This window comes from Nocardia sp. A7 (assembly GCF_046549215.1).
Classification (GTDB): domain Bacteria; phylum Actinomycetota; class Actinomycetes; order Mycobacteriales; family Mycobacteriaceae; genus Nocardia.
On sequence record NZ_JAJPWE010000004.1, the window covers coordinates 621,740 to 640,265 of the forward strand.

Here is an 18,526-nt window from a genome sequence, read left to right on the forward strand (position 1 = left end):
TGTCACCAGCCGTGGCCGCCGACCACGGCACTTGGTGAGCGTTGCAGGCGATAGTTGTCATCGTCTACAGATTGCCGCTGTCGCCAGGCTGAGGCACGTGGTGTCCTGAAGCCAAGACCTGCGGCGACCAGGCACTTGTGGTCAACTGTGTCTAGCGCCTCCTCGACTTCGGACGGTAACCGTGCGAAACTCTTCGAAAGATTCGAAATCGCTTTCGTAACTTTCGGCAATGAACGGAGCCAGGTCATGACAGCGACAATGGAAGCGCAGACGTTCGAGCCCGTTCCGGAACACGCCCAGGAACTGTCTCCACTGCTGGATTTCCTGACCGCGCATACGGTCCAGGGGCCGCGCGAGACCGTGCGTTATGCGCTGGTCGGGGCGAGTGAGACGGAGAGGATCGAGCTACCGGCCGAAGTACATGCTGCACTTGTACGAGTGGTCGCAGCGATGCAGGCGGGCAAAGCGGTCACTATCGCGCCACGGAGTATGATGCTGACTTCTCAGCAGGCAGCCGATTTGTTGGGTGTGAGCCGGCCGACGGTTATCAAGTTGATCGAGCAGGGCGAACTGCCTGCCGAGCGAGTGGGATCTCGTCACCGTCTGCGCCTGCATGATGTCCTCAGCTATCAGCAAACACGCAAGTTGGGGCAGTACGCGGCAATCGAGGAGAGCTCCGTCGACATCGACGATAACGAAGACCCTAAGGCTGTACAGAGGCGCTTGAAGGAAGTGCGGCGCGCGGTGGCGGCGCGGCGGCGAGCCAAAGTACGGTCGATCACCGACTAGCTGAGAGAATCACTGGGTGTTCGTTGTAGTGCTCGACACCTGCGTGCTGTGGCCCAGCCGGCAGCGAGATTTTCTGCTGTCGCTGGCGGTGGAAGGGCTGTATCGACCGCTCTGGTCTGATGCGATCCTCGACGAGCTCGAAGAACACGAAGACCTCAAGCTAGTCGAGCGCGAGATTTGTCCGCCCGTTGAGGCAAAGAGGCGAGCTCAGCGTCTTGTTCGGACCCTGCGAGAGAATTTCGACGATGCCCTCGTGGAGAATTGGGAGCCTTACGAGGGCACCTTCGATCTTTCCGATCCCGACGACGAGCACGTACTCGCGGCCGCAGTGGTCGGTGGTGCTGGGGCGATCGTGACCACCAACGTCAAGGACTTCCCGGAAGGGAAGGTGCCCAGGCATATTCAGGTGGTCGAGCCTGCGCAGTTCGCAGCGGACACGGTGTCGACCTCGCCCGAAGTGGCGCTACGCGCGGTGCAATGCATGAGCGACCGACTGCGGAATCCCCCTCAATCGGTCGATGAACTGCTGGAAACTTTCGAATCGAAGTACGGCATGACCGAAGCTGTCGAGCTGATTCGAGAGGTTCGTTGAGGGTCGGCGGTTGCCGGGGACTGCGAGCGAGCGGGGGCGCCTCGGCTTGATCGGGCGCGGTCCGCGGCGGCGCGGACGTCCTGTGGCGTTGTCCTCTCGCGGATCGCGGCAGATGGAGCCGCGGAGGAGGTTACCTGTCGGCACAGATCGCTACGCTTTGCCGGAAAGCGCAGTGCTGTGGATGATCTGGAGGGGAAACATGCTCACGTGGTCTTGCAAGTCAGTAGGCGATGACCGTGACTGGCACAGCAATGACGGCTACGCAGACATCCATGGCGTCCAGTACGTCTACACCAACACCGTCGGCAACTACCGCAAAGTCAAGGTTGGCGACACCGTCGTCGTCCACGATCGCGAGGTCGTACACGGGGTCTCTGTGATCGACGATATCAACGTTGAGCACGACGTCACGGTTCAGATCAAACGGTGCCCGCACTGCGAGAAGGCGTCGGTCGAGCGCCGCGCAGTGCAGCGGCCGGAGTTCCGCTGCAGCAAGTGCAGGGAAGAGTTCCCCGCACCACTGGTTGTCGACGAGCCCCGAACCTTCTACACCGCGCGGATCGCGCGGAACTGGCGTGACATCGACGGCGCTCTGACGACCGCAGAGTTGCTGACAGCACTAGAAAACGGCGACCGGCAGAGCTCGATTCGTCCGCTTTCGCCCCAGGTGGTCAACAAGTTGTTGGCCGGGATCAGCCTCCCGTCGCCGACTTCGTACACATCTCCGGCCGTCGCGGCGCCGGCGACGAATAGTGACTCGGGAACGATCCCTGGTGGAGTGAGCTTCCGGAAGACTCCGGTGCGCAAAAACCAGGACAAGTTCCGGCGGCGGCTGCTGCAACGGGATGGCATCCGGTGCGCCGTCACCGGCGAAGTACCGGCGCGCGTCTTGGAGGCTGCGCATCTGCGTGGGTACGCCACACATAAGACTCACGAGGTCAGCGAAGGTCTGCTGCTGCGACGGGACATTCACGCGCTGTTCGACGACTACCTGCTCGCCATCCATCCGACCGAGCTGAAGGTTGTCGTCGCGCCCCTGCTCGCGGACTATCCGATGTACCAGGCTCTTCACGGTGCATCGGTCGATGCATCAGCGGTAAGTGTCGATGCTCTGTGGGAACGCTACGACCTGTTTCTCAATCGCTGGGCTCCTAGCTAGATGCCATCCCTCACGAGGCTGGTTCCACCGTCCGGATTTCGAGGGACAGCCGCTCGACAAAGGAGGACTGCATGCAACTGAACCAGTTCGGCGCGATGTGCATCGACTGTCACCGGGGTGTGGCCAAGGACGGGGGATTCATCTACGGGCCGGGTGCGAGTAACCGCGTCCTGTGCCTGAACTGCGCGTACCTCGAATGCGGAAGATCCCGCGGACTTCTCGCGCCGATAACTGTCGCACCAACGGACTGAATCTGTTCGTGGCCCCGGTAGATCGTCGCCGGTGGTGCTGTCAGTGCTCGCAGTCGGTGTGCAGCGGTGGGCAGTACATGGTCGTTCCGCAGGTGAGGCAGGTGTGTGTGCGATGGTGGCCGCCGATTCTCAGGCACGGGACCGCACGGATGAGCGACCGTCTGGGTCCGAGCCGGTGCCCGTTTGGACAGAATCGGGGAGCGGGTTCCGTCCAGCGCTTAGGCGTAGGTAGAGCTGAATTGACTCGCACATATGTTCGATTATTCACAACGATGTGCGAGTCTCACGTCAGGGCCCCCTGGTGGCGGTTGGTCGCCGAGGGTGGCGGGTAGGTGCCATACTCGAATGTATGTTCGAGTATTGGCCGCAGATCTTCGACCCACCTCTCTGGCGGGATCTGGGGGAACATCCGGTGCCCGTCTGGGTTGACGTCGGCCAGATCGTCGCTGCGGTGCAGTACCCGACTTTCAGCATGGCCGAATTGCCGCTACGGGTGAGCAGGGGGGGACTCGATCTGTCCGGCCGAGTGCCTGGCTGGGTCCACGCCTGGGTGCGGACCAACCGCGGTGCGTGGATCGCACGGGTCTCGTGCAGTGTTCCGACTGCGAACAAACAAGGTCGTCTCGATGTTGAGCAGTGGTGCTCGCCCAAGGCTCTGTCGCCGCGCTGAGGTCAAACAGCGGACAGTCAGAACGCCGGGGGAACCGCCTGTCGCGGCCGCGCGTCGAACCAGGCATGGGAATGGACTCTGTCGACCGCGACGCGCTCACCGATGCAGGCCTCGATCCAGATGACCCGAAGGTTTGGGCGGACCAGCAATGGGTGAGCGATCTGCTCGTCTGCTGCGGGCTTTCACTACGTATGTGATCGCGCGGGCATGAGTCGGGTCGACGACGTCTGGATGAGTCAAGCCGAACCATGCAAGGTCCGCCGGAGCCGGCGGCGAACCGTTGCATGGCCAAAGCCGTTGGACTTGTCCGGGACTTGTCCGGGACTCGTCTGGGATCTATCCGGGACTCGTCCGGGACTTACTGAGTCCCGGACAAGTCCCGGACGATCCTTACCGAAACCCCAGCTGAGCTGGGCTGTTTTGCGCCGCCTTCCTCCCTCCCTGGATATCACTCTCTCGCTTCGCTGAGAGAGTGATATCCAGGGAGGGAGGAAAACAACACAAAACAAAGAAGAAGAGAAGAAGAAAGGAAGAAGAAGTGTGAGTAAGAAGAGAGGGAGAGAGGACCACAAAAGAAGGGCAGGGTTGGGAGCGTGGCTGGGTTGGCAGAGCGCCCGTTGCGTTCTCGACGTAGTCGGGTAGCGGGTTGCGTCAGATGGGCGGCTGCGATCGGCGACGTGGGTCGGTAGGTCTGGTCGCGTGCGGATGCTCGGTGCGGCTACGTACGCGAGTTCGGCACAGAGATCCGAACCGCAATGCGGACCAGGCAGCGATCCGCATCGAGTGACCACAAAAGAAGGGCGGCGGCTTCCTGACTCGCCCGAGGTGACGGATGTGAACGCGGTTGTCGACCGTCGCGCGGCTATTGGCGCGGCTCGCGAGGCTGCCTATCGCTCAGGGAGCAGAACTACCGTTGTCGAGGTCCCCGCGTTCGTGGAGCAGGATCCCGAGGCTGGTCATCGCGTCGGTGTTGCCGTCTTCGGCGGCGCGGCGGTACCAGGTTTCGGCTTCTTCGAGGTCCCCGCGTTCGTGGAGCAGGATCCCGAGGTTGGTCATCGCGTCGGTGTTGCCGTCTTCGGCGGCGCGGCGGTACCAGGTTTCGGCTTCTTCGAGGTCCCCGCGTTCGTGGAGCAGGATCCCGAGGTTTGTGATTGAGGTGGTGTTGCCGTCGGTGGCGGCGTGGCGCCAACAGGTTTCGGCTTCGTCGAGGTCCCCGCGCTCTTGGAGCAGGATCCCGAGGTTGGTCATCGCGGTGGTCTCGCCGTCTTCGGCGGCGCGACGGTACCAGGTTTCGGCTTCGTCGAGGTCCCCGCGTTCGTGGAGCAGGATCCCGAGGTTGGTCATCGCGTCGGTGTTGCCGTCTTCGGCGGCGCGGCGCCAACAGGTTTCGGCTTCGTCGAGGTCCCCGCGTTCGTGGAGCACGGTCCCGAGGTTGGTCATCGCGTTGGTCTCACCGTCTTCGGCGGCGCGGCGGAGCCAGGTTTCGGCTTCTTCGAGGTCCCCCCGCTGTCGAAGCAGGATCCCGAGGACGGTTATGGCGTTGGTCTCGCCGTCCTTGGCGGCGCGGCGGAGCCAGGTTTCGGCTTCTTCGAGGTCCCCCCGTAGTTGGAGCAGGATCCCGAGGGCGGTCATCGCATTGGTGTGGCCGTCGGCGGCGGCGTGGCGGTACCAGGTTTCGGCTTCTTCGAGATCCCCGCGGTACTGGAGCACGGTCCCGAGTTTGGCCATTGCGGTGGTGTTGCCGGCGGCGGCGGCGCAATGCCACCAGGTTTCGGCTTCTTCGAGATCCCCGCGGTAGTGGAGCACGGTCCCGAGGTTGGTCATCGCGGGGGTGTGGCCTTGGTCGGCGGCTTTCTGCCATAGATCTGTCGCGAGTTTGTGGTTATTTCGGAAGTAGGCACCGTTTCCGACCTCGAAGAGTATGGCGGCGGTGGCGTCGCGGGTCGCGTCGGTCCAGAAGCCGTCCGGAACTGGGCGAGCGGAATGGTGTTGTCCGTCGTCGGCAGCGACGAGGTAATCGAATGGTCGATACCCACGAACCCCTTGGTCATCGAGGTTGGCAGTAAGCAGTGCGGCAGTGCGGCCGGCACCTGGTGAAGGAGTGCGTGCGTGGGTGATAGCTGCGGTAACGGCGCCGTCGTCGACGTCGAGTTCTGGGCGCGTGTTCCGTAGTCGTTGCCTCACAAGGGCGAGCAGGACAGGTTCTGGTATCGGGTCGACACGTCCGATGCGGGCCCAGTCCACCGCCGTCGAGATCACCGTGTGCAACACGGGGTCGGCAGCTCGGGCATCGTCGTAGCATGTGAGCAGCTCCGGGGCCCCGGCAAGTTCCTCGCCCAAGCCATATCCGGCGCGAACCTGTTCGGGGTAGGCGTAGTTGGCCGCCGCGGTCTCGACCGGATCCTCAGCGGTCGATGCCATCTCAATTGTGCTCGCCTGACCCAGCAACCTCCGTATATCGGCGTGGAGTTCGCCGCCGCCACGCAGTTGGGAACGCATCTCCGACCGCAACGTCGCCACCACGATGGTGCGCCCGGGCCGGGACATCAGTTTCGACAGCAACCCAGGAGTCAAAGCGGCGGTGCCGGTCAAATATTCGTGGAGGTCGTCGAGCCACACCACCAGCACGCCTTCGAAGCCGTGGATCCGCTGATCGGCGACGAACACATCGAGGGTGCCGATACACGGCCACGCCACCCTCGCGGTGGGGTACACAGCCCGAACCGCTTCGTAAAGGCTGCGCGTTTTCCCAGCCTTCGACGGGCCGACCACCACCACCAACCTGTGACCGGTCAACTCCCGCGCCAGTCGGCGATCGACCTCGTTAGCGGTGCGCGCGACGTAACCATCACCGTTGCCGTAGTGGCCGTCGCGGCCGAAGACCGAGTTGGTCGCTCCCAAAAGGTAGGGATCGAGATCGCAGACTCGGGGTAGCTGTTCTGCCGAGGATGAGGCGACCTTGATCAGATCGGACAAGGCCAGCGAATTATGCCCGCCTGCACCAGTGTTCAGGTGGACAGGACCTTCGAACGTGTTCCCAGAGATGTAGGCGCCATACGCCGCGAGCGCGGGACTGTCGGGATTCAGTCCTGCGCCGAGGGAGGGACCTGCTGCGAGAATCCCGCCCGCACCCTGGAGAACTCCGCGGCACCGGTGATCTTGCTGTTGCGGACGCGCACCCCGTCACCAGCGGACTCGATGTCGGTGACCTTGAGTGCCTCAGCTACCAAGTTGTCGATATCCAGGCCGACCACGACCTGCGGTGCGTGCTCACGGGCAGCTTCGAGTACCGCCTGCGCGGGCGCAAGCAGCTCATCGTCCCCGGCAGCGCCGGCATCATCGAGATCCTCGGCCAGCGAGTTCCGCTTCGATTCCGAATCGGGTTTACGCTCCACCGGCGAGATATCCACATCGGCGTATTTGCGTGATAGCAGGCTCTTCAACCCGGCATAGGCGTCCTTGACAGCCTGAGACGCAGTGTCACCCACCCCGACCAAAGCGCCGGTTGCGATTGCTGAAACCACCAGGGCTGTCACAGGATCCATGACTGTAGATCTTTGCACGCAAAGGTTTCGCTCCCGCACCCGGATCAGCAGCCAGATGCGGAATGATGTGTGGTGAGTTGATCGCCGAGCTTGTCTATGTCAACGACCAACAGATTATGCTCAAATGCTCCGCTACTAGCAGTGTTTTTGCAGGTCAGCACAGCGCTGAAAGTGTTTGATCTCATAATCCGCTGGTCGTGGGTTCGAGCCCCACCCGCCCCACTCCTTTGAACAGTGAATATTCTGCTGTCGGCCGGCTCGGTCACCTCGATCCCGGCTTCCGCGAGCAAAGGCATCGGTACGCCGGGTCAGAACAGGATCAGCGCGGCGCACAGTCCGGCGATGGCGATGAACTGCAGGGTGACCCGGTACTTCAGGATGCTGTCCCACTTGTCCTGCAGCGCACGGGCATCGGCCGGAATGATGCCGCTCAGCGCGGCGGCGGTCTGCTGGGAATTGATCGGCTTGGCGATACGGACGTAGAAGGCGAGCCAGGTGAGCAGTGCCGCCACCGTGATCCCGGCCGCGACCGCGGCGCCGATCTGCCCGGCCACCAGCGCGATCAGCAGTGTGAGCACCGCGGTGACCACACCGCTCACACCGACGATCGGCATGCGCTTGTCGCCGTAGTAGTGCCCCCACCCCGCGCTCACGGTCACGGTCGCGTCATCGAGCTTTCGGTACACCGACCGCATGATCACGGCCCCGCAGACATCGGTGCCATAGACGACGGCATTGGCGAGAACGGCGATGGTGGCAATGATCTGACCGGTGAAGATGAGCATTTCGGCTTCACTTTCTTGAAAACTAGCGGCGCTAGAAACTGGAGCAACGGTAACACCCCGCCCGCTCGCATGTCTAGCGTTGCTAGATTTTGGATCGGCAACCCGCCGCCGTCGCGATCGTCTACTTCACGCCCAGCCCCGCGATGAGGAGGGCGACCATTCGACGCGGGTGGTAGCGGGGAGTGTCGCCGCCGATGCAGAGATTGCCGACGGCGCGCAGAAGTTCGTACGGGTCGGTATCGGGGCGGATTTCGCCTGCCGTGGCGGCGGCGGTGAGTAGGCCTTCGCAGGTGGGAACCAGGCGGTCGAGGAAGTAGGTGTGGAGGGTTTCGAAGGCGGTGGCGTCGGATTGAAGTGCTGCTGCGAGACCGTGTTTCGTGGTCAGGAAATCCGCGAAGAGGGTGATCCATTCGCCGAGGGCGGCGTGTGGGGAGCTGTGTGCCGCCAGGAGGGTGGGGCCCGCTTCGGCGCAGGCTTCGACCTGGTGTCGGTAGACGGCCACGATGAGGTCGGCTCGGGTGGGGAAGTGGCGGTAGATGGTGCCGACGCCGACGCCGGCTCGGCTGGCGATCTCGCGGACGGGGACATCCACGCCGGAGGCGATGAAAGCCGCGGCGGCGGCGTCTAGTAGCGCCTGTTGGTTGCGGCGGGCGTCGGCGCGTTGTCGCGGGGCCTCGGTCGGGTTGTCGACCATCGTGCACCTCCCTCTTGGCAAACGGAACCATGTTCCGTATGTTGATTAGCGGAACAACGTTCCGCTTGGTTGAGGATGCCAGAACCGGCGAGCCGAACCAAGCTCATCTGGGAGGAACCGCCATGCAGTACCGCACTCTGGGCCGTACCGGCGTTCAGGTCAGCACCCTCGTGCTCGGCGCGATGAACTTCGGCAAGCTGGGGAACTCCACGCAAGACGAGGTCACCGCCATGATCGACGTCGCCATCGACGGCGGCGTCAACCTCATCGATACCGCCGACATGTACGGCCACGGCGAGTCGGAGGAACTGGTCGGCAAAGCCATCGCGGGCCGTCGCGACGACCTCGTGCTGGCCACGAAGGCGAGCATGCCGATGAGCGAGGACCGCAACCATCGTGGGGGCTCACGTCGCTGGCTGACCACCGCGCTCGACGACAGCCTGCGCCGCCTCGGCGTCGACCACGTCGACCTCTATCAAATCCACCGCTGGGACCCCGAAACCAGCGACGAGGAAACCCTCTCGGCGCTGACCGACCTGCAGCGCGCAGGCAAGATCGGCTACTTCGGATCCTCGACGTTCCCGGCCTACCGCATCGTTCAGGCGCAATGGGCAGCCACGAGTCACCACCTGAGCCGATATGTCACCGAACAGCCCAGCTACTCGATCCTGCAGCGCGGCATCGAAACCCACGTCCTGCCGGTCACCGAGGAATACGGACTCGGCGTGCTCGCCTGGAGCCCCCTGTCCTCGGGCTGGCTCTCGGGCGCCATCCGCGCCGACCGCGAAATAGCCACCAGCCGTTCGACATTCATGCCGGACCGCTACGACACCACCATCCCGGCCAATCACGCCAAGATGGCCGCCGTCGAACAACTCGCAGCGCTGGCCGACCAGGCAGGCCTGACCCTGATCCAACTGGCCCTGGGTTTCGTCACCGCCCACCCCGCCGTCACCAGCGCCATCATCGGCCCCCGCACCATGAACCACCTCCACTCCCAACTAGCCGCCGCCGACACCGTCCTCACTCCCGACCTCCTCGACGCCATCGACGCCATAGTCGCCCCCGGCACCGACCTCGCCCCCCACGAAAAGCACGACACCCCACCATCCCTACTCGACCCCACCCTGCGCCGCCGCTGATGCGCAGGGTGCTTCCGTCATGAGGCGCGGCTGGGGTGCACCGGGAAGACCCGAGCCGGTCACCTACGTGGTGTGAGGATGACGATCGGGATCGTTCGGTTGCCTGCGTGGCGTTGGAAGGAGCCGTAGCTCGGGAAGGACTCGATGAACTGCGGCCACAGTCGATTGCGTTCGGCATCGGTTGCTACGCGGGCTCGGACGGGGTGCAGGTCGGCGCCGATTCGAATCGTGTTGTCCGGGTTGGCCTCCCATGCTTGCTCGTGAAGGTGGAGCCCGCTGCCACCAGTCGAGCCATCGGCGATCGTGTGGTGGCTCGTCCGGGATAGTGGTTAATTGTCAGGCTCCGATGACTTTTGTCATGCCCGACCCGTGCGAATCCCATCGGGAATCGGTGACTGCGCTTACTACTGGTGGCGCCCCGCGTCGAGCACCGTAGAAGGTATGAGAAACACAGATGTCATCACCGCACGCGGGTTGCGGCGAACGTACGGCCGTGGTGACGACGCGTTCGAAGCCGTTAAAGGCGTGGACCTCGAGGTGTGCGAGGGGGAGGTGTTCGCGCTGCTCGGGACCAATGGTGCGGGCAAGACTTCGACGCTGGACATGATAGAAGGGCTGGTGGCACCGTCGGCGGGCGAGGTAGAAGTGTTCGGCCTCGATCCGCTGCGGCACCGTGATCAGGTTCGGCCGAGGGTCGGCATCATGTTGCAGTCGGGTGGGTTGCCCGCCGAGTTGACCGTGGCCGAGACGCTGGAAATGTGGCGCGGGACGTGCACCGATCCGACCACCACCGAGGCTGTGTTGGCGCAGGTCGGCCTGACCGATCGCGCGGGGGTGCGGGTCGGCTCGCTGTCGGGTGGCGAGAAGCGCCGGGTCGACCTGGCGTGCGCACTGCTCGGACAGCCCCGGTTGCTGTTCCTGGACGAGCCGACCACCGGCCTCGATCCGGAAAGTCGGCGTGGGACATGGCAATTGCTCGCCGACCTCAAAGCGTCGGGGGTGACCATGGTGCTCACCACGCACTATCTGGACGAGGCCGAAGCGCTCGCCGATCAGATCGCGATCATGCACAAGGGCGCGATCGCCCGCAGGGGCACGCTGCGCGACATCGTCGACGACCACCCGGCGCGGATCGCCTTCGACCATCCCGGCCTGCCCGTGCCGCAGTTCCGTGGCGCCAGTGTGGAAGCGCAAGCGCGAGTCGTCATCAGCACCAACGACTTACAAGGCCACCTGTTCGAGCTGCTCGGCTGGGCGCGCGAAGCGGGGGTGCAGCTGACCGGGCTGGAGGCGCGCGCCGCATCGCTGGAATCGGTCTTCCTCGACATCGCTGAGGCAACCACTCCCACCTTGATCGGAGCACGATGACCACCACCATGCCCGCCAACGGATTTCGCCGCCGACCACTCACCGCGCTCGCCAAGGCGGAGTGGTTGCAGTTCCGGCGCAACAAGACTCTTGTCTACATGGCGACCGTGTTCCCGATCGGAATTCCGGTGGTCACCTTCTTCATCGCCCGCAAAGACGCCGAGCCGACAGCGGCGATGGCGGCGGTGACCTTCGAATTGCTCGCGCTGCTCGCCTTGCTGTTCGTGCAGTACTACTCGGTGCTGTCGATGGTGACCACTCGCCGCAGCGAAGGTGTGCTGAAACGGTTGCGCACGGGTGAGGCCACCGACTGGCAGATCCAGCTCGCTCCGGCCGTACCCGGTGCGATCATGACGCTCGCGTGCACTGCTGTGGTCACCGCCGTGGTCTACGGAACCGGCACACCCGCGCCGGTCAACCCACTGGCGATCGTGGTCGCGCTCGTCGGTGGAACGGTGCTGTTCTCACTGCTCGCCCTGGCGACCAGCGCCTACACCAAGAACGCCGAGGCCGCGCAGATCACCTCGCTGCCGGTGATGATCATCGCGATGCTCGGCATGTCCTCGATCCGTGGTGTGCTGCCCGACCGGCTGGCCCAGGTGGCCGACTGGACCCCCTTCGCCGCCGTCTCCGACCTCATCTCCCTCGGCACGGCGGGCACGCTGTCCGCGGTCGCCGAATCCGACGCCGCGCTCGGCTTCGCCGACACCGTCACCGAATCCGGCCGACCGTTTGCGACACTGGCGCTATGGACCGTGCTGGCGCTCGCGCTGACCCGCAAGAGCTTCCGCTGGGACGATCGCGGGTGATGCGTGCGACCGCCTGGTGGCACGAGTTGTCGGGGGCCGCCAAGTTCCGGCTCTACACCCGGCTCTCGTTCCAGGCGGTGATCGTCGTGCTGGTCGTCGTACTGGCGGTCAGCGCCGCGTCGGTGGTGCCGGTGCTCGGGATCGTCGTCGTCGGCATCGCTGCCTCGGCCGCACTGGAGGCGCAACCCGATTTCGCCACCGTCCCCGGGGTGGTGGCGCGGCCGCGGATGTTGCCGGTCGCCATCGTGGTGCTGGTCGCGCTGTGGGCGATCAGTGGAGTCGTCGCGCGCTGGGCGTCCGACGAGTCGACTGTCCTCAGCGCGCGCGCAGTGGGCTTGTCCGCGGTGTTCATGGCGATCTTCGCCGTCATCCCGTTCACTCGCCACAAGTGGTGGATCCTGATCGGGATCAGCGCGGCCACCCCGCTGCTGGTTTTCGGAACGCCGCTCGGTGCGGGCCTGCGGGGGGCCGTGGTGTGTCTGTTCACCGGGATATTCGCGATCCTGTTGACGCGGATCACGGTGTGGGGGCTGGGCATCATCGACGAGTTGGAACGAACCAAAGGTGTCGAGGCGCAACTGCAGGTCGCCGAGGAACGGCTGCGGTTCTCGCGCGACCTGCACGACGTCGTCGGCCGCGGCTTCTCGGCCGTCGCGGTGAAAAGCGAACTGGCGGTGGCACTGTCGCGAGCCGGTGACACCGATCGCGCGGTCGCGGAGATGGAAGAGGTCCGAACACTCGCGGTCGAATCGATGGGGCAGATGCGCACTCTGGTGCGTGGTTACCGCAATATCGATCTGCGCGGTGAGGTAGCGGGGGCGCGGTCACTGCTGTCGGCGGCGGGATGCGAACTCGTCGTCGAGGGCGATGCGGCCAAGGTGCCCGCGGCGTTCCACGAAGTCGCGGCCTGGGTGGTCCGTGAAGGCACAACGAACATCGTCGAACACTCGGCGGCGACGACCGCGACCCTCACGCTCGGGGGCTCGGGTATGTCGCTGCGCAACGATCGCCCGCAGGGCGCGATCGGTGAACGATCCGGGCTGCGCGGGCTCGGCGAACGTCTCGCGGCCGTTGGCGCGACTCTCGACATCGCCACGGCCGGCGACGAATTTGCCCTCGAAATCCATTGGGAGAAAAAGTGATTCCCGTATTCCTCGCCGATGACGAAACCCTCATCCGCGCCGCCATGGCAACGATGCTCGGCCTGGAACCCGATCTCGAGGTCGTCGCCCATGTCGGCTCCGGCGCGGAACTCGTCAGCGCGTGGCGCCACCGGGCCGAGGAGGGTGAGCCCGTCGCGGTCGCCGTCATCGATCTGCAGATGCCGGGCATCGACGGCATCGACACCGCCGTCGAACTGCTCAGAATCACGCCTGGCGCAGGCACTTTGATCGTCACCAGCCACGGCAGGCCCGGCTATCTCAAGCGCGCCCTCGCCGCGGGTGTGCGCGGGTTCCTGCCCAAGACGACCTCGGCGGCGACACTGGCCGAGGTGATCCGGTCGGTGCACAACGGTGGCCGCTACGTCGATCCCGAACTCGCGGCCGAGGCCATCAGCGCGGGGGATACCGTGCTCACCGCCCGTGAGGCCGACGTCCTCGAATTCGCCGCCGACGGAGCGTCGGTGGAGGACATCGCCAAACGCGCGCACCTCTCCCCGGGTACCACCCGCAACTACCTGTCCTCGGCGATGACCAAGCTCGGCGTGTCCAATCGCTACGAAGCTGCCCTCAAAGCCCGTGAGAAGGGTTGGATCTAGCTCGATTTCGCCTAGGGTGTGGGGCATTACGGTGCGATGAGAGGGATGGCGATGGCTGCTGCGCTGGTCAAAGGGCAGAACGCGGGCTTGGATTCGGACGAGGTGGTGCTGTCGGTTCGGGGCGGGGTCGCGGCCGACCTTTCGGCATTGTTGGTGACCGAAGCGGGCAAGGTTCGCTCGGACGCGGACTTCGTGTTCTTCAATCAGCCACAGGCGCCCGGTGTTCGGCTCAGCGGTGCCGGACTCGAGGTTTCACTGGCAGCAGTGCCGCCTGAGATCGCACAGCTTCGTGCGGTGATCACCGTTGCGGTGGACGGGGATACGTTCGGTACCGCAGGCGCTCCGGTGGCCTCGATAGCTGATCGCGCGGGAAATGTGTTGCACGAGTATGTGATCGACGGACTCGACAGTGAGTCGGTGGTGATCGCGCTCGAGTTGTATCGCCGGGGCGAGCAGTGGAAAGTCCGTGCTGTCGGGCAGGGATACGCGGGCGGGTTCGCAGACCTGGTCACCGACCACGGGGTGAGCGTCGACGGCGAGCCGGACGTGGTCCCGGAAGTTCGGACGGTTCCCGGCGAGGCTGCGCTGTCGTTCGAGAAGCGGCAGCAGCTGGACCTGCGCAAGCGTGAAGTCGCGAAGGTGCTGATCGACAAGAGCGCTTTCGGAACCAGGGCGCGGGTGGTGCTCGTGATCGACAAGACCGGCAGCATGGAGAAGATGTATCGCGGTGGGACGGTGCATCGGGTCGTCGAGCGAATGATCCCGGTCGCCACCCAACTCGATGACGACGGCACCCTCGAGGCCTACCTCTACGCACTGACCTACGTGAAACTGCCCGACATCACTGTCGCGGGCGGGGAACAGTGGGCGCAGACCTACCTCCACCTCAAGGGCACCCACCAGGGCATCGACTACAACGCCATCGGCGGCCGCAACGACGAACTGCCGATCATGCGCGCGATCATCGACACTCTCACCGAGCCGACCCTGGTGCTGTTCTTCACCGACGGCGGCTTCGCGAAGAAACGTGAGATCGCCACCCTGATGCGCGAGGCCGCCCACCTCCCCGCCTTCTGGCAGTTCATCGGCCTCGGCAAAGCCAACTTCGGCGTCCTGCGCACCCTCGATGAACTCGACGACCGCGTCGTCGACAACGCGGGCTTCTTCGCCCTCGACGACATCGACCAGGTCGACGACGCCGAACTCTACCGCCGCCTGCTCGGTGAATTCCCGGACTGGCTGCGCGCCGCCCGCGCCGCGGGCATCGTGAACTCGTAAGTTGTGGACCGCGCGGTCTTAAATCAGGTTGTCACTGACAGAGGGGATCGTTAGCGTGTCTACCGTTTGCTGTTCGGCAAACTGAAAGGACGAGCTCATGGAACCCCTAACCGAACGCGACATCAGGTCGTCGTTCGTCAATTGTTCGAAGGGTGACGCGAAGCGGTTGAATGTGCCGCGTGACCTGGCGGAACGGCCCTGGGAGGATCTCGACTTCCTCGGCTGGACCGATCCGTCGTACGCGGGGCGCTGTTATATCTCGGTGCCGCGGGAGGACGGGCTGGTGAGTGTCGCGTTGCGGCACGAGACCGGTGGGTCGGGCAAGACGCAGATGTGCACGATCTGTCTCACCACGCATTCCGGTGGTGGCGTTTCGCTGATGACCGCGAGCAAGGCGGGCGAGTCGGGCCGCAAGGGCAACACGGTCGGCAGCTACATGTGCACCGATCTGGCCTGCTCGCTGTATGCGCGCAACAAGAAGCGGCCGTCGATGGGTAGCCGGTATCGCGAGGACTTGACGCCGCAGGAGAAGGCGCAGCGGGTGGTGGAGAACCTGAACGCCTTCGTGGATCGGCTCTACACCTAGCCGACCCGACCCACTGATCGACAGGAGGTAGATGCTGTGCGCCGACACTCGATAGCCCACGGGACCCGAGTTCTGTTGAACACCAACAGAACTCGGGTGTTCCTAGCCGGTCGAGTGGGCCCGGGCCGGTCCCGGTCCCACTCGAGCGGAGCAGGAACCTAGAGCATTGCGTTCATGATGGTGCCTGCGCTGGTGGCGACCACCCCGCCGATCATCGCGCCCGCGACCATCTTCGGTGACTGCATCGACCCGCCGGTCCATTTCTCCCAGGCGAACTTTCCGCCCGCGACAGTGATGGCGATGATGCCGGACAACAGGATGAACCAGGTCAGATAGCTGACCATCTGCATGATCTTGTTCGCCAGTGGAGGTGCTTCGGGGGTCGGATTGCCGATCTGCGCCAAGGTATCGGTGACGGCGGCCAGAAACATGGGGTCTCACTCGGTATCTCGGAGGAACGGGAACGACGATGAACTCTGCACTGATGGTATCCGGTCATGTGCGACGATGTCGGCGCCCAGCTGGACCGAACCGATCGGTTTTGTTGGTGTGCAGGGGGTTCGCGCCCGTATCCTGGACCACGATCCAATACGGCAGGGCTGGAACGCAGTTCGCGTCACGCGATAGGGGAGCAGGCTATGAGCATCATTCTGACGTCGATGGCCGACACCATCACCACGTATGCGCAGATCGGCAACCCCACGCCGGAGGCGCCGCCGCTGTCGGACAAGATCATGAAAATGGTTCAGTACCTGACCTGGTTCATGATCCTGTCGGGTGTGCTCGCGATCACGGTCGCCGGTGGAAAGTTCGCCTGGGAGAAGTGGAACGGCAGCGCGATGGAGTCGCCGAAGATGATCGCGGGCGCGATGATCGGCGGCGTGGTCGCCACCAGCGGCGGCACCATCATGAACGCCATCCTCAGCTAGATCCGCGCGCCCTTGGCGCGATTGCAGGCCCGGCACAGGATCTGTAGGTTCGTCGCGCTCGTCGCACCACCGCGGCTGAGCGGGATGATGTGGTCGAATTCCAGGTAGTGGCCGTCGCCGCATTCGACGCACGCGCCACCGTCGCGTTGCCACACCTGGGCTTTCACGTCCTGGGGGATGCTGCGGCTGTCGAGCTGGCCAGGCGCCAGGACCAGGCGTTTCGACACCCGCAGCGCACCTTCCAGCGCCGCCGCCACATAGTCGGGGTCGGCGACGCCGAAGGTCGCACCGCCGCGCGCGGAGGTCGCGGCGAGTATTACAGTGCCGTGCTCGGGATGTACTGACACCACACGATTCCACAGCAGTTCGATGCCGGTGCCGTGGCCGACGAAGCGCAGCTTCTTGGAACTGCCGATCAGGCGGCCCTCGGTGTTGCGCGGGCCGCGCGCGAGCATGCGGACGTGGACGGCGGGCAGGTCGAGGTGCACGCGTTCGTCGGGGTCCAGGTGCAGGCCCGGGGTGTTGACGGTGGGCAGTTCGCCGGCGCGCAAGCGGGACAGCGTGCGGCCGCGGTGCATGCGGCGGCGCAGATCGTCGACGATGCCGCCCGACAGTGCCAGCTCGCTCACGACATGTTCGAACGCCGCCAGCTCCTCGGCGAACACCTCACCGTCGGCGAACGCGAAGGCGACCATCCGTTCGACCTGGGTCAGGCCCGCCTCGTGCAGCAGTGCTCGGCCGCGCTCGGCGTCGATGCGCTGGAAGCGCAGGGCGGCCCACACGTCGGTCCATTCCTGCGACATCGTGCCGGGGCCCGCGAGGACGCGCCTGGCTCTGTTGCGCCAGTGGGTGAGGAATTCCTCGATCTCGTCGGCACAGTTCTTGCACGGTCCGTGGCCACCGAACAGCTTGCGCCGCAGGGGATTACCGCAGCGGGTGCAGCGGGTGCGCTGATCGTGGACGTAGGGGTGGACGCTGGCGGTCCACTCGTCGCCGTCCCACCAGCGGAGTTGATCGGGGGTTTCCGGATCGGGGTGCCAGTCGGCGAGCTCCGGGTCCTCCGGTGGTGGCGGTGGGACGTCGATGACGCGACGGGTGAGTGCGGGGGCGTGGGTCGGCGGCGGGACTTCGTCGAGTGGGTATGCGGCAGCGGGCGTGATGGCTCGGTGTCGATGGTCGGGCGAGCCCTCGAACTGCCCCATGGCGGCGTGGGTCGGCCGCGTGGGGATGCTCGATCCGGCGTTGGCACGTCCGGCAGTGGGTTCGTCCACCGTCACCCCGAATTCGGTGGCCAACCCGGCCAGCCCGCCTGCCCAACCCTGGCCGATCGCGCGGAAACGCCATTGGCCGTCGCGGCGGTAGAACTCGCCGAACATCATCGCCTGGACATCCTCGATGCCGTCGATGGTGAACTGGGCGATCGGGCCGTCGGCGGCGTGCACGGTCAGGGTGAGTTCGGGGAGCTGGTCGAAGGTGGCATCGTCGAGGGATGCGCTGATGACGATGCGTGCGACGTCGGGTTCGGTGCGGGGCAGGGAGATGCTCAGGCGGGCGGTGCCGGGGGTGGGCTCCTGGTCCAGGGTTACCGCCTGGGAGGCGTGGCGGGGGGCGTTGAAGAAGACGAAGTCGCGGTCGCCGCGGACGAGGCCTGATTCGGTGACCAGCAGGGCATGCGCGTCTACCGTATGCGTCGATCGCCATGAAACGACCACGGCGAGAAGCGATGTCGGGACCGGCGCGTGCGCACCCTTGCGTAGTTCCATGGTGTTCGCATGATGTCATGTGGGTCTGACAGAGTTATTGGCGCGCTGGCGCGCGCGTGTCCGCGGCCCCAAGGGGCCGCCGGTTAGCCACCGGTGCTTGCTCCTTCGTCGCCTACGCACCGGCGGCTAACCGGCGACCCGGCCGCGGACCGGCCACTTCGTGGCCGTCCCTCCCTAGGGGTCGGGAGTGCGGGGGGTGGGTTTGGGTGGGTGTTGAAGACGGGACAGGCTGGGTGAACGGTGTGGGCGGGAGTGTGGTGGTGTGGAAGACGGGGACAGGCTGGGTGGAGGGTGTGGTCGGAGGGGTTTGGTGGATGTGGGAGGTGGGGACGGGCTGGGTGTGCGGTGTGGTTGGGGAGGGTGGCGGGGCTGGGGTGACACGAGGGGGTGTGGGGTGTTCATCCCTG

At 64.9% G+C, this 18,526-nt stretch carries 18 protein-coding genes; 11 read left to right on the forward strand and 7 right to left on the reverse strand.

Annotated features, from left to right (window positions below; genetic code table 11):
• Positions 1–246: 246 nt before the first annotated feature.
• The 3 genes from ACLJPD_RS24850 (at position 247) to ACLJPD_RS24860 (ending at position 2,540) form a co-directional block, all read left to right on the forward strand.
• Positions 247–789 carry a helix-turn-helix domain-containing protein gene (locus ACLJPD_RS24850; protein ID WP_410875206.1) on the forward strand — a complete coding sequence of 181 codons (543 nt, stop codon included), beginning with the start codon at positions 247–249 and terminating at the stop codon, positions 787–789.
• Positions 790–805: 16 nt separating this feature from the next.
• Complete coding sequence (locus tag ACLJPD_RS24855; protein WP_410875208.1) at positions 806–1,381, forward strand: PIN domain-containing protein; 576 nt, start codon at positions 806–808, stop codon at positions 1,379–1,381.
• A gap of 181 nt (positions 1,382–1,562) precedes the next feature.
• Complete coding sequence (locus tag ACLJPD_RS24860; RefSeq protein WP_410875434.1) at positions 1,563–2,540, forward strand: HNH endonuclease; 978 nt, start codon at positions 1,563–1,565, stop codon at positions 2,538–2,540.
• Positions 2,541–4,355: 1,815 nt separating this feature from the next.
• On the opposite strand, the gene ACLJPD_RS24865 is transcribed toward ACLJPD_RS24860, so the two are convergent.
• The 4 genes from ACLJPD_RS24865 to ACLJPD_RS24880 form a co-directional block, all read right to left on the reverse strand.
• The gene (locus tag ACLJPD_RS24865) at positions 4,356–6,437 is read right to left on the reverse strand and encodes a tetratricopeptide repeat protein (protein ID WP_410875209.1); all 2,082 of its coding nucleotides are present in this window, start codon (positions 6,435–6,437) and stop codon (positions 4,356–4,358) included.
• Positions 6,438–6,544: 107 nt separating this feature from the next.
• Complete coding sequence (locus tag ACLJPD_RS24870; protein WP_410875210.1) at positions 6,545–7,006, reverse strand: hypothetical protein; 462 nt, start codon at positions 7,004–7,006, stop codon at positions 6,545–6,547.
• A gap of 308 nt (positions 7,007–7,314) precedes the next feature.
• Complete coding sequence (locus tag ACLJPD_RS24875; RefSeq protein ID WP_410875211.1) at positions 7,315–7,791, reverse strand: DUF1772 domain-containing protein; 477 nt, start codon at positions 7,789–7,791, stop codon at positions 7,315–7,317.
• Between the two features lie 121 nt (positions 7,792–7,912).
• The gene (locus ACLJPD_RS24880; protein WP_410875212.1) at positions 7,913–8,485 is read right to left on the reverse strand and encodes a TetR/AcrR family transcriptional regulator; all 573 of its coding nucleotides are present in this window, start codon (positions 8,483–8,485) and stop codon (positions 7,913–7,915) included.
• 122 nt (positions 8,486–8,607) lie between these two features.
• On the opposite strand from ACLJPD_RS24880, the gene ACLJPD_RS24885 reads away from it, so the two are divergent.
• A complete protein-coding gene (locus ACLJPD_RS24885) occupies positions 8,608–9,627 on the forward strand; it encodes an aldo/keto reductase (RefSeq protein WP_410875214.1) in 1,020 nt (339 codons plus the stop codon).
• 59 nt (positions 9,628–9,686) lie between these two features.
• Here ACLJPD_RS24885 and ACLJPD_RS24890 read toward each other — a convergent pair whose 3' ends face one another.
• Positions 9,687–9,929: a nitroreductase/quinone reductase family protein gene (locus ACLJPD_RS24890; protein ID WP_410875436.1), complete on the reverse strand. Its 243-nt coding sequence runs from the start codon at positions 9,927–9,929 to the stop codon at positions 9,687–9,689.
• A 139-nt stretch (positions 9,930–10,068) separates the two neighbouring features.
• Between ACLJPD_RS24890 and ACLJPD_RS24895 the strand changes: the two genes are divergently transcribed.
• From ACLJPD_RS24895 to ACLJPD_RS24920, 6 genes are all read left to right on the forward strand, one after another.
• Positions 10,069–10,995: an ABC transporter ATP-binding protein gene (locus ACLJPD_RS24895; RefSeq protein ID WP_410875216.1), complete on the forward strand. Its 927-nt coding sequence runs from the start codon at positions 10,069–10,071 to the stop codon at positions 10,993–10,995.
• Positions 10,992–11,804 (forward strand): ABC transporter permease, encoded by an 813-nt coding sequence (locus ACLJPD_RS24900; RefSeq protein ID WP_410875218.1) that lies wholly within the window; start codon positions 10,992–10,994, stop codon positions 11,802–11,804. The genes ACLJPD_RS24895 and ACLJPD_RS24900 overlap by 4 nt, the downstream gene beginning before the upstream one ends.
• Positions 11,804–12,946 (forward strand): sensor histidine kinase, encoded by a 1,143-nt coding sequence (locus tag ACLJPD_RS24905; protein ID WP_410875219.1) that lies wholly within the window; start codon positions 11,804–11,806, stop codon positions 12,944–12,946. Before ACLJPD_RS24900 ends, ACLJPD_RS24905 begins: the two co-directional genes overlap by 1 nt.
• Positions 12,943–13,563, forward strand: coding sequence for a response regulator (locus ACLJPD_RS24910; RefSeq protein WP_410875221.1), 621 nt, complete (start codon positions 12,943–12,945; stop codon positions 13,561–13,563). The genes ACLJPD_RS24905 and ACLJPD_RS24910 overlap by 4 nt, the downstream gene beginning before the upstream one ends.
• A gap of 51 nt (positions 13,564–13,614) precedes the next feature.
• On the forward strand, positions 13,615–14,841 hold the full coding sequence (locus tag ACLJPD_RS24915) for a vWA domain-containing protein (protein ID WP_410875437.1): 1,227 nt from the start codon (positions 13,615–13,617) through the stop codon (positions 14,839–14,841).
• A gap of 97 nt (positions 14,842–14,938) precedes the next feature.
• A complete protein-coding gene (locus ACLJPD_RS24920) occupies positions 14,939–15,427 on the forward strand; it encodes an FBP domain-containing protein (protein WP_410875223.1) in 489 nt (162 codons plus the stop codon).
• Between the two features lie 158 nt (positions 15,428–15,585).
• Here the strand turns inward: ACLJPD_RS24920 and ACLJPD_RS24925 are convergent, their stop codons facing one another.
• Positions 15,586–15,858, reverse strand: coding sequence for a hypothetical protein (locus ACLJPD_RS24925; RefSeq protein ID WP_410875224.1), 273 nt, complete (start codon positions 15,856–15,858; stop codon positions 15,586–15,588).
• Positions 15,859–16,065: 207 nt separating this feature from the next.
• Between ACLJPD_RS24925 and ACLJPD_RS24930 the strand changes: the two genes are divergently transcribed.
• The gene (locus tag ACLJPD_RS24930) at positions 16,066–16,356 is read left to right on the forward strand and encodes a hypothetical protein (protein WP_056821229.1); all 291 of its coding nucleotides are present in this window, start codon (positions 16,066–16,068) and stop codon (positions 16,354–16,356) included.
• Here ACLJPD_RS24930 and ACLJPD_RS24935 read toward each other — a convergent pair.
• Positions 16,353–18,119, reverse strand: a complete 1,767-nt coding sequence (locus tag ACLJPD_RS24935; protein ID WP_410875225.1) for a TerD family protein — start codon at positions 18,117–18,119, stop codon at positions 16,353–16,355. The two genes, ACLJPD_RS24930 and ACLJPD_RS24935, sit on opposite strands and share 4 nt — an antisense overlap.
• Between the last annotated feature and the right edge of the window lie 407 nt (positions 18,120–18,526).

What these genes read in the sequence shown, in the direction of transcription:
- ACLJPD_RS24850 (WP_410875206.1), top strand. Translation starts at nt 247, where the DNA reads ATGACAGCGACAATGGAAGCGCAGACGTTCGAGCCCGTTCCGGAACAC.
- ACLJPD_RS24860 (WP_410875434.1), top strand. Translation starts at nt 1,563, where the DNA reads ATGATCTGGAGGGGAAACATGCTCACGTGGTCTTGCAAGTCAGTAGGC.
- ACLJPD_RS24870 (WP_410875210.1), bottom strand. Translation starts at nt 7,006, where the DNA reads ATGGATCCTGTGACAGCCCTGGTGGTTTCAGCAATCGCAACCGGCGCT.
- ACLJPD_RS24875 (WP_410875211.1), bottom strand. Translation starts at nt 7,791, where the DNA reads ATGCTCATCTTCACCGGTCAGATCATTGCCACCATCGCCGTTCTCGCC.
- ACLJPD_RS24880 (WP_410875212.1), bottom strand. Translation starts at nt 8,485, where the DNA reads ATGGTCGACAACCCGACCGAGGCCCCGCGACAACGCGCCGACGCCCGC.
- ACLJPD_RS24885 (WP_410875214.1), top strand. Translation starts at nt 8,608, where the DNA reads ATGCAGTACCGCACTCTGGGCCGTACCGGCGTTCAGGTCAGCACCCTC.
- ACLJPD_RS24895 (WP_410875216.1), top strand. Translation starts at nt 10,069, where the DNA reads ATGAGAAACACAGATGTCATCACCGCACGCGGGTTGCGGCGAACGTAC.
- ACLJPD_RS24900 (WP_410875218.1), top strand. Translation starts at nt 10,992, where the DNA reads ATGACCACCACCATGCCCGCCAACGGATTTCGCCGCCGACCACTCACC.
- ACLJPD_RS24905 (WP_410875219.1), top strand. Translation starts at nt 11,804, where the DNA reads ATGCGTGCGACCGCCTGGTGGCACGAGTTGTCGGGGGCCGCCAAGTTC.
- ACLJPD_RS24915 (WP_410875437.1), top strand. Translation starts at nt 13,615, where the DNA reads ATGGCTGCTGCGCTGGTCAAAGGGCAGAACGCGGGCTTGGATTCGGAC.
- ACLJPD_RS24920 (WP_410875223.1), top strand. Translation starts at nt 14,939, where the DNA reads ATGGAACCCCTAACCGAACGCGACATCAGGTCGTCGTTCGTCAATTGT.
- ACLJPD_RS24925 (WP_410875224.1), bottom strand. Translation starts at nt 15,858, where the DNA reads ATGTTTCTGGCCGCCGTCACCGATACCTTGGCGCAGATCGGCAATCCG.
- ACLJPD_RS24930 (WP_056821229.1), top strand. Translation starts at nt 16,066, where the DNA reads ATGAGCATCATTCTGACGTCGATGGCCGACACCATCACCACGTATGCG.
- ACLJPD_RS24935 (WP_410875225.1), bottom strand. Translation starts at nt 18,119, where the DNA reads ATGGAACTACGCAAGGGTGCGCACGCGCCGGTCCCGACATCGCTTCTC.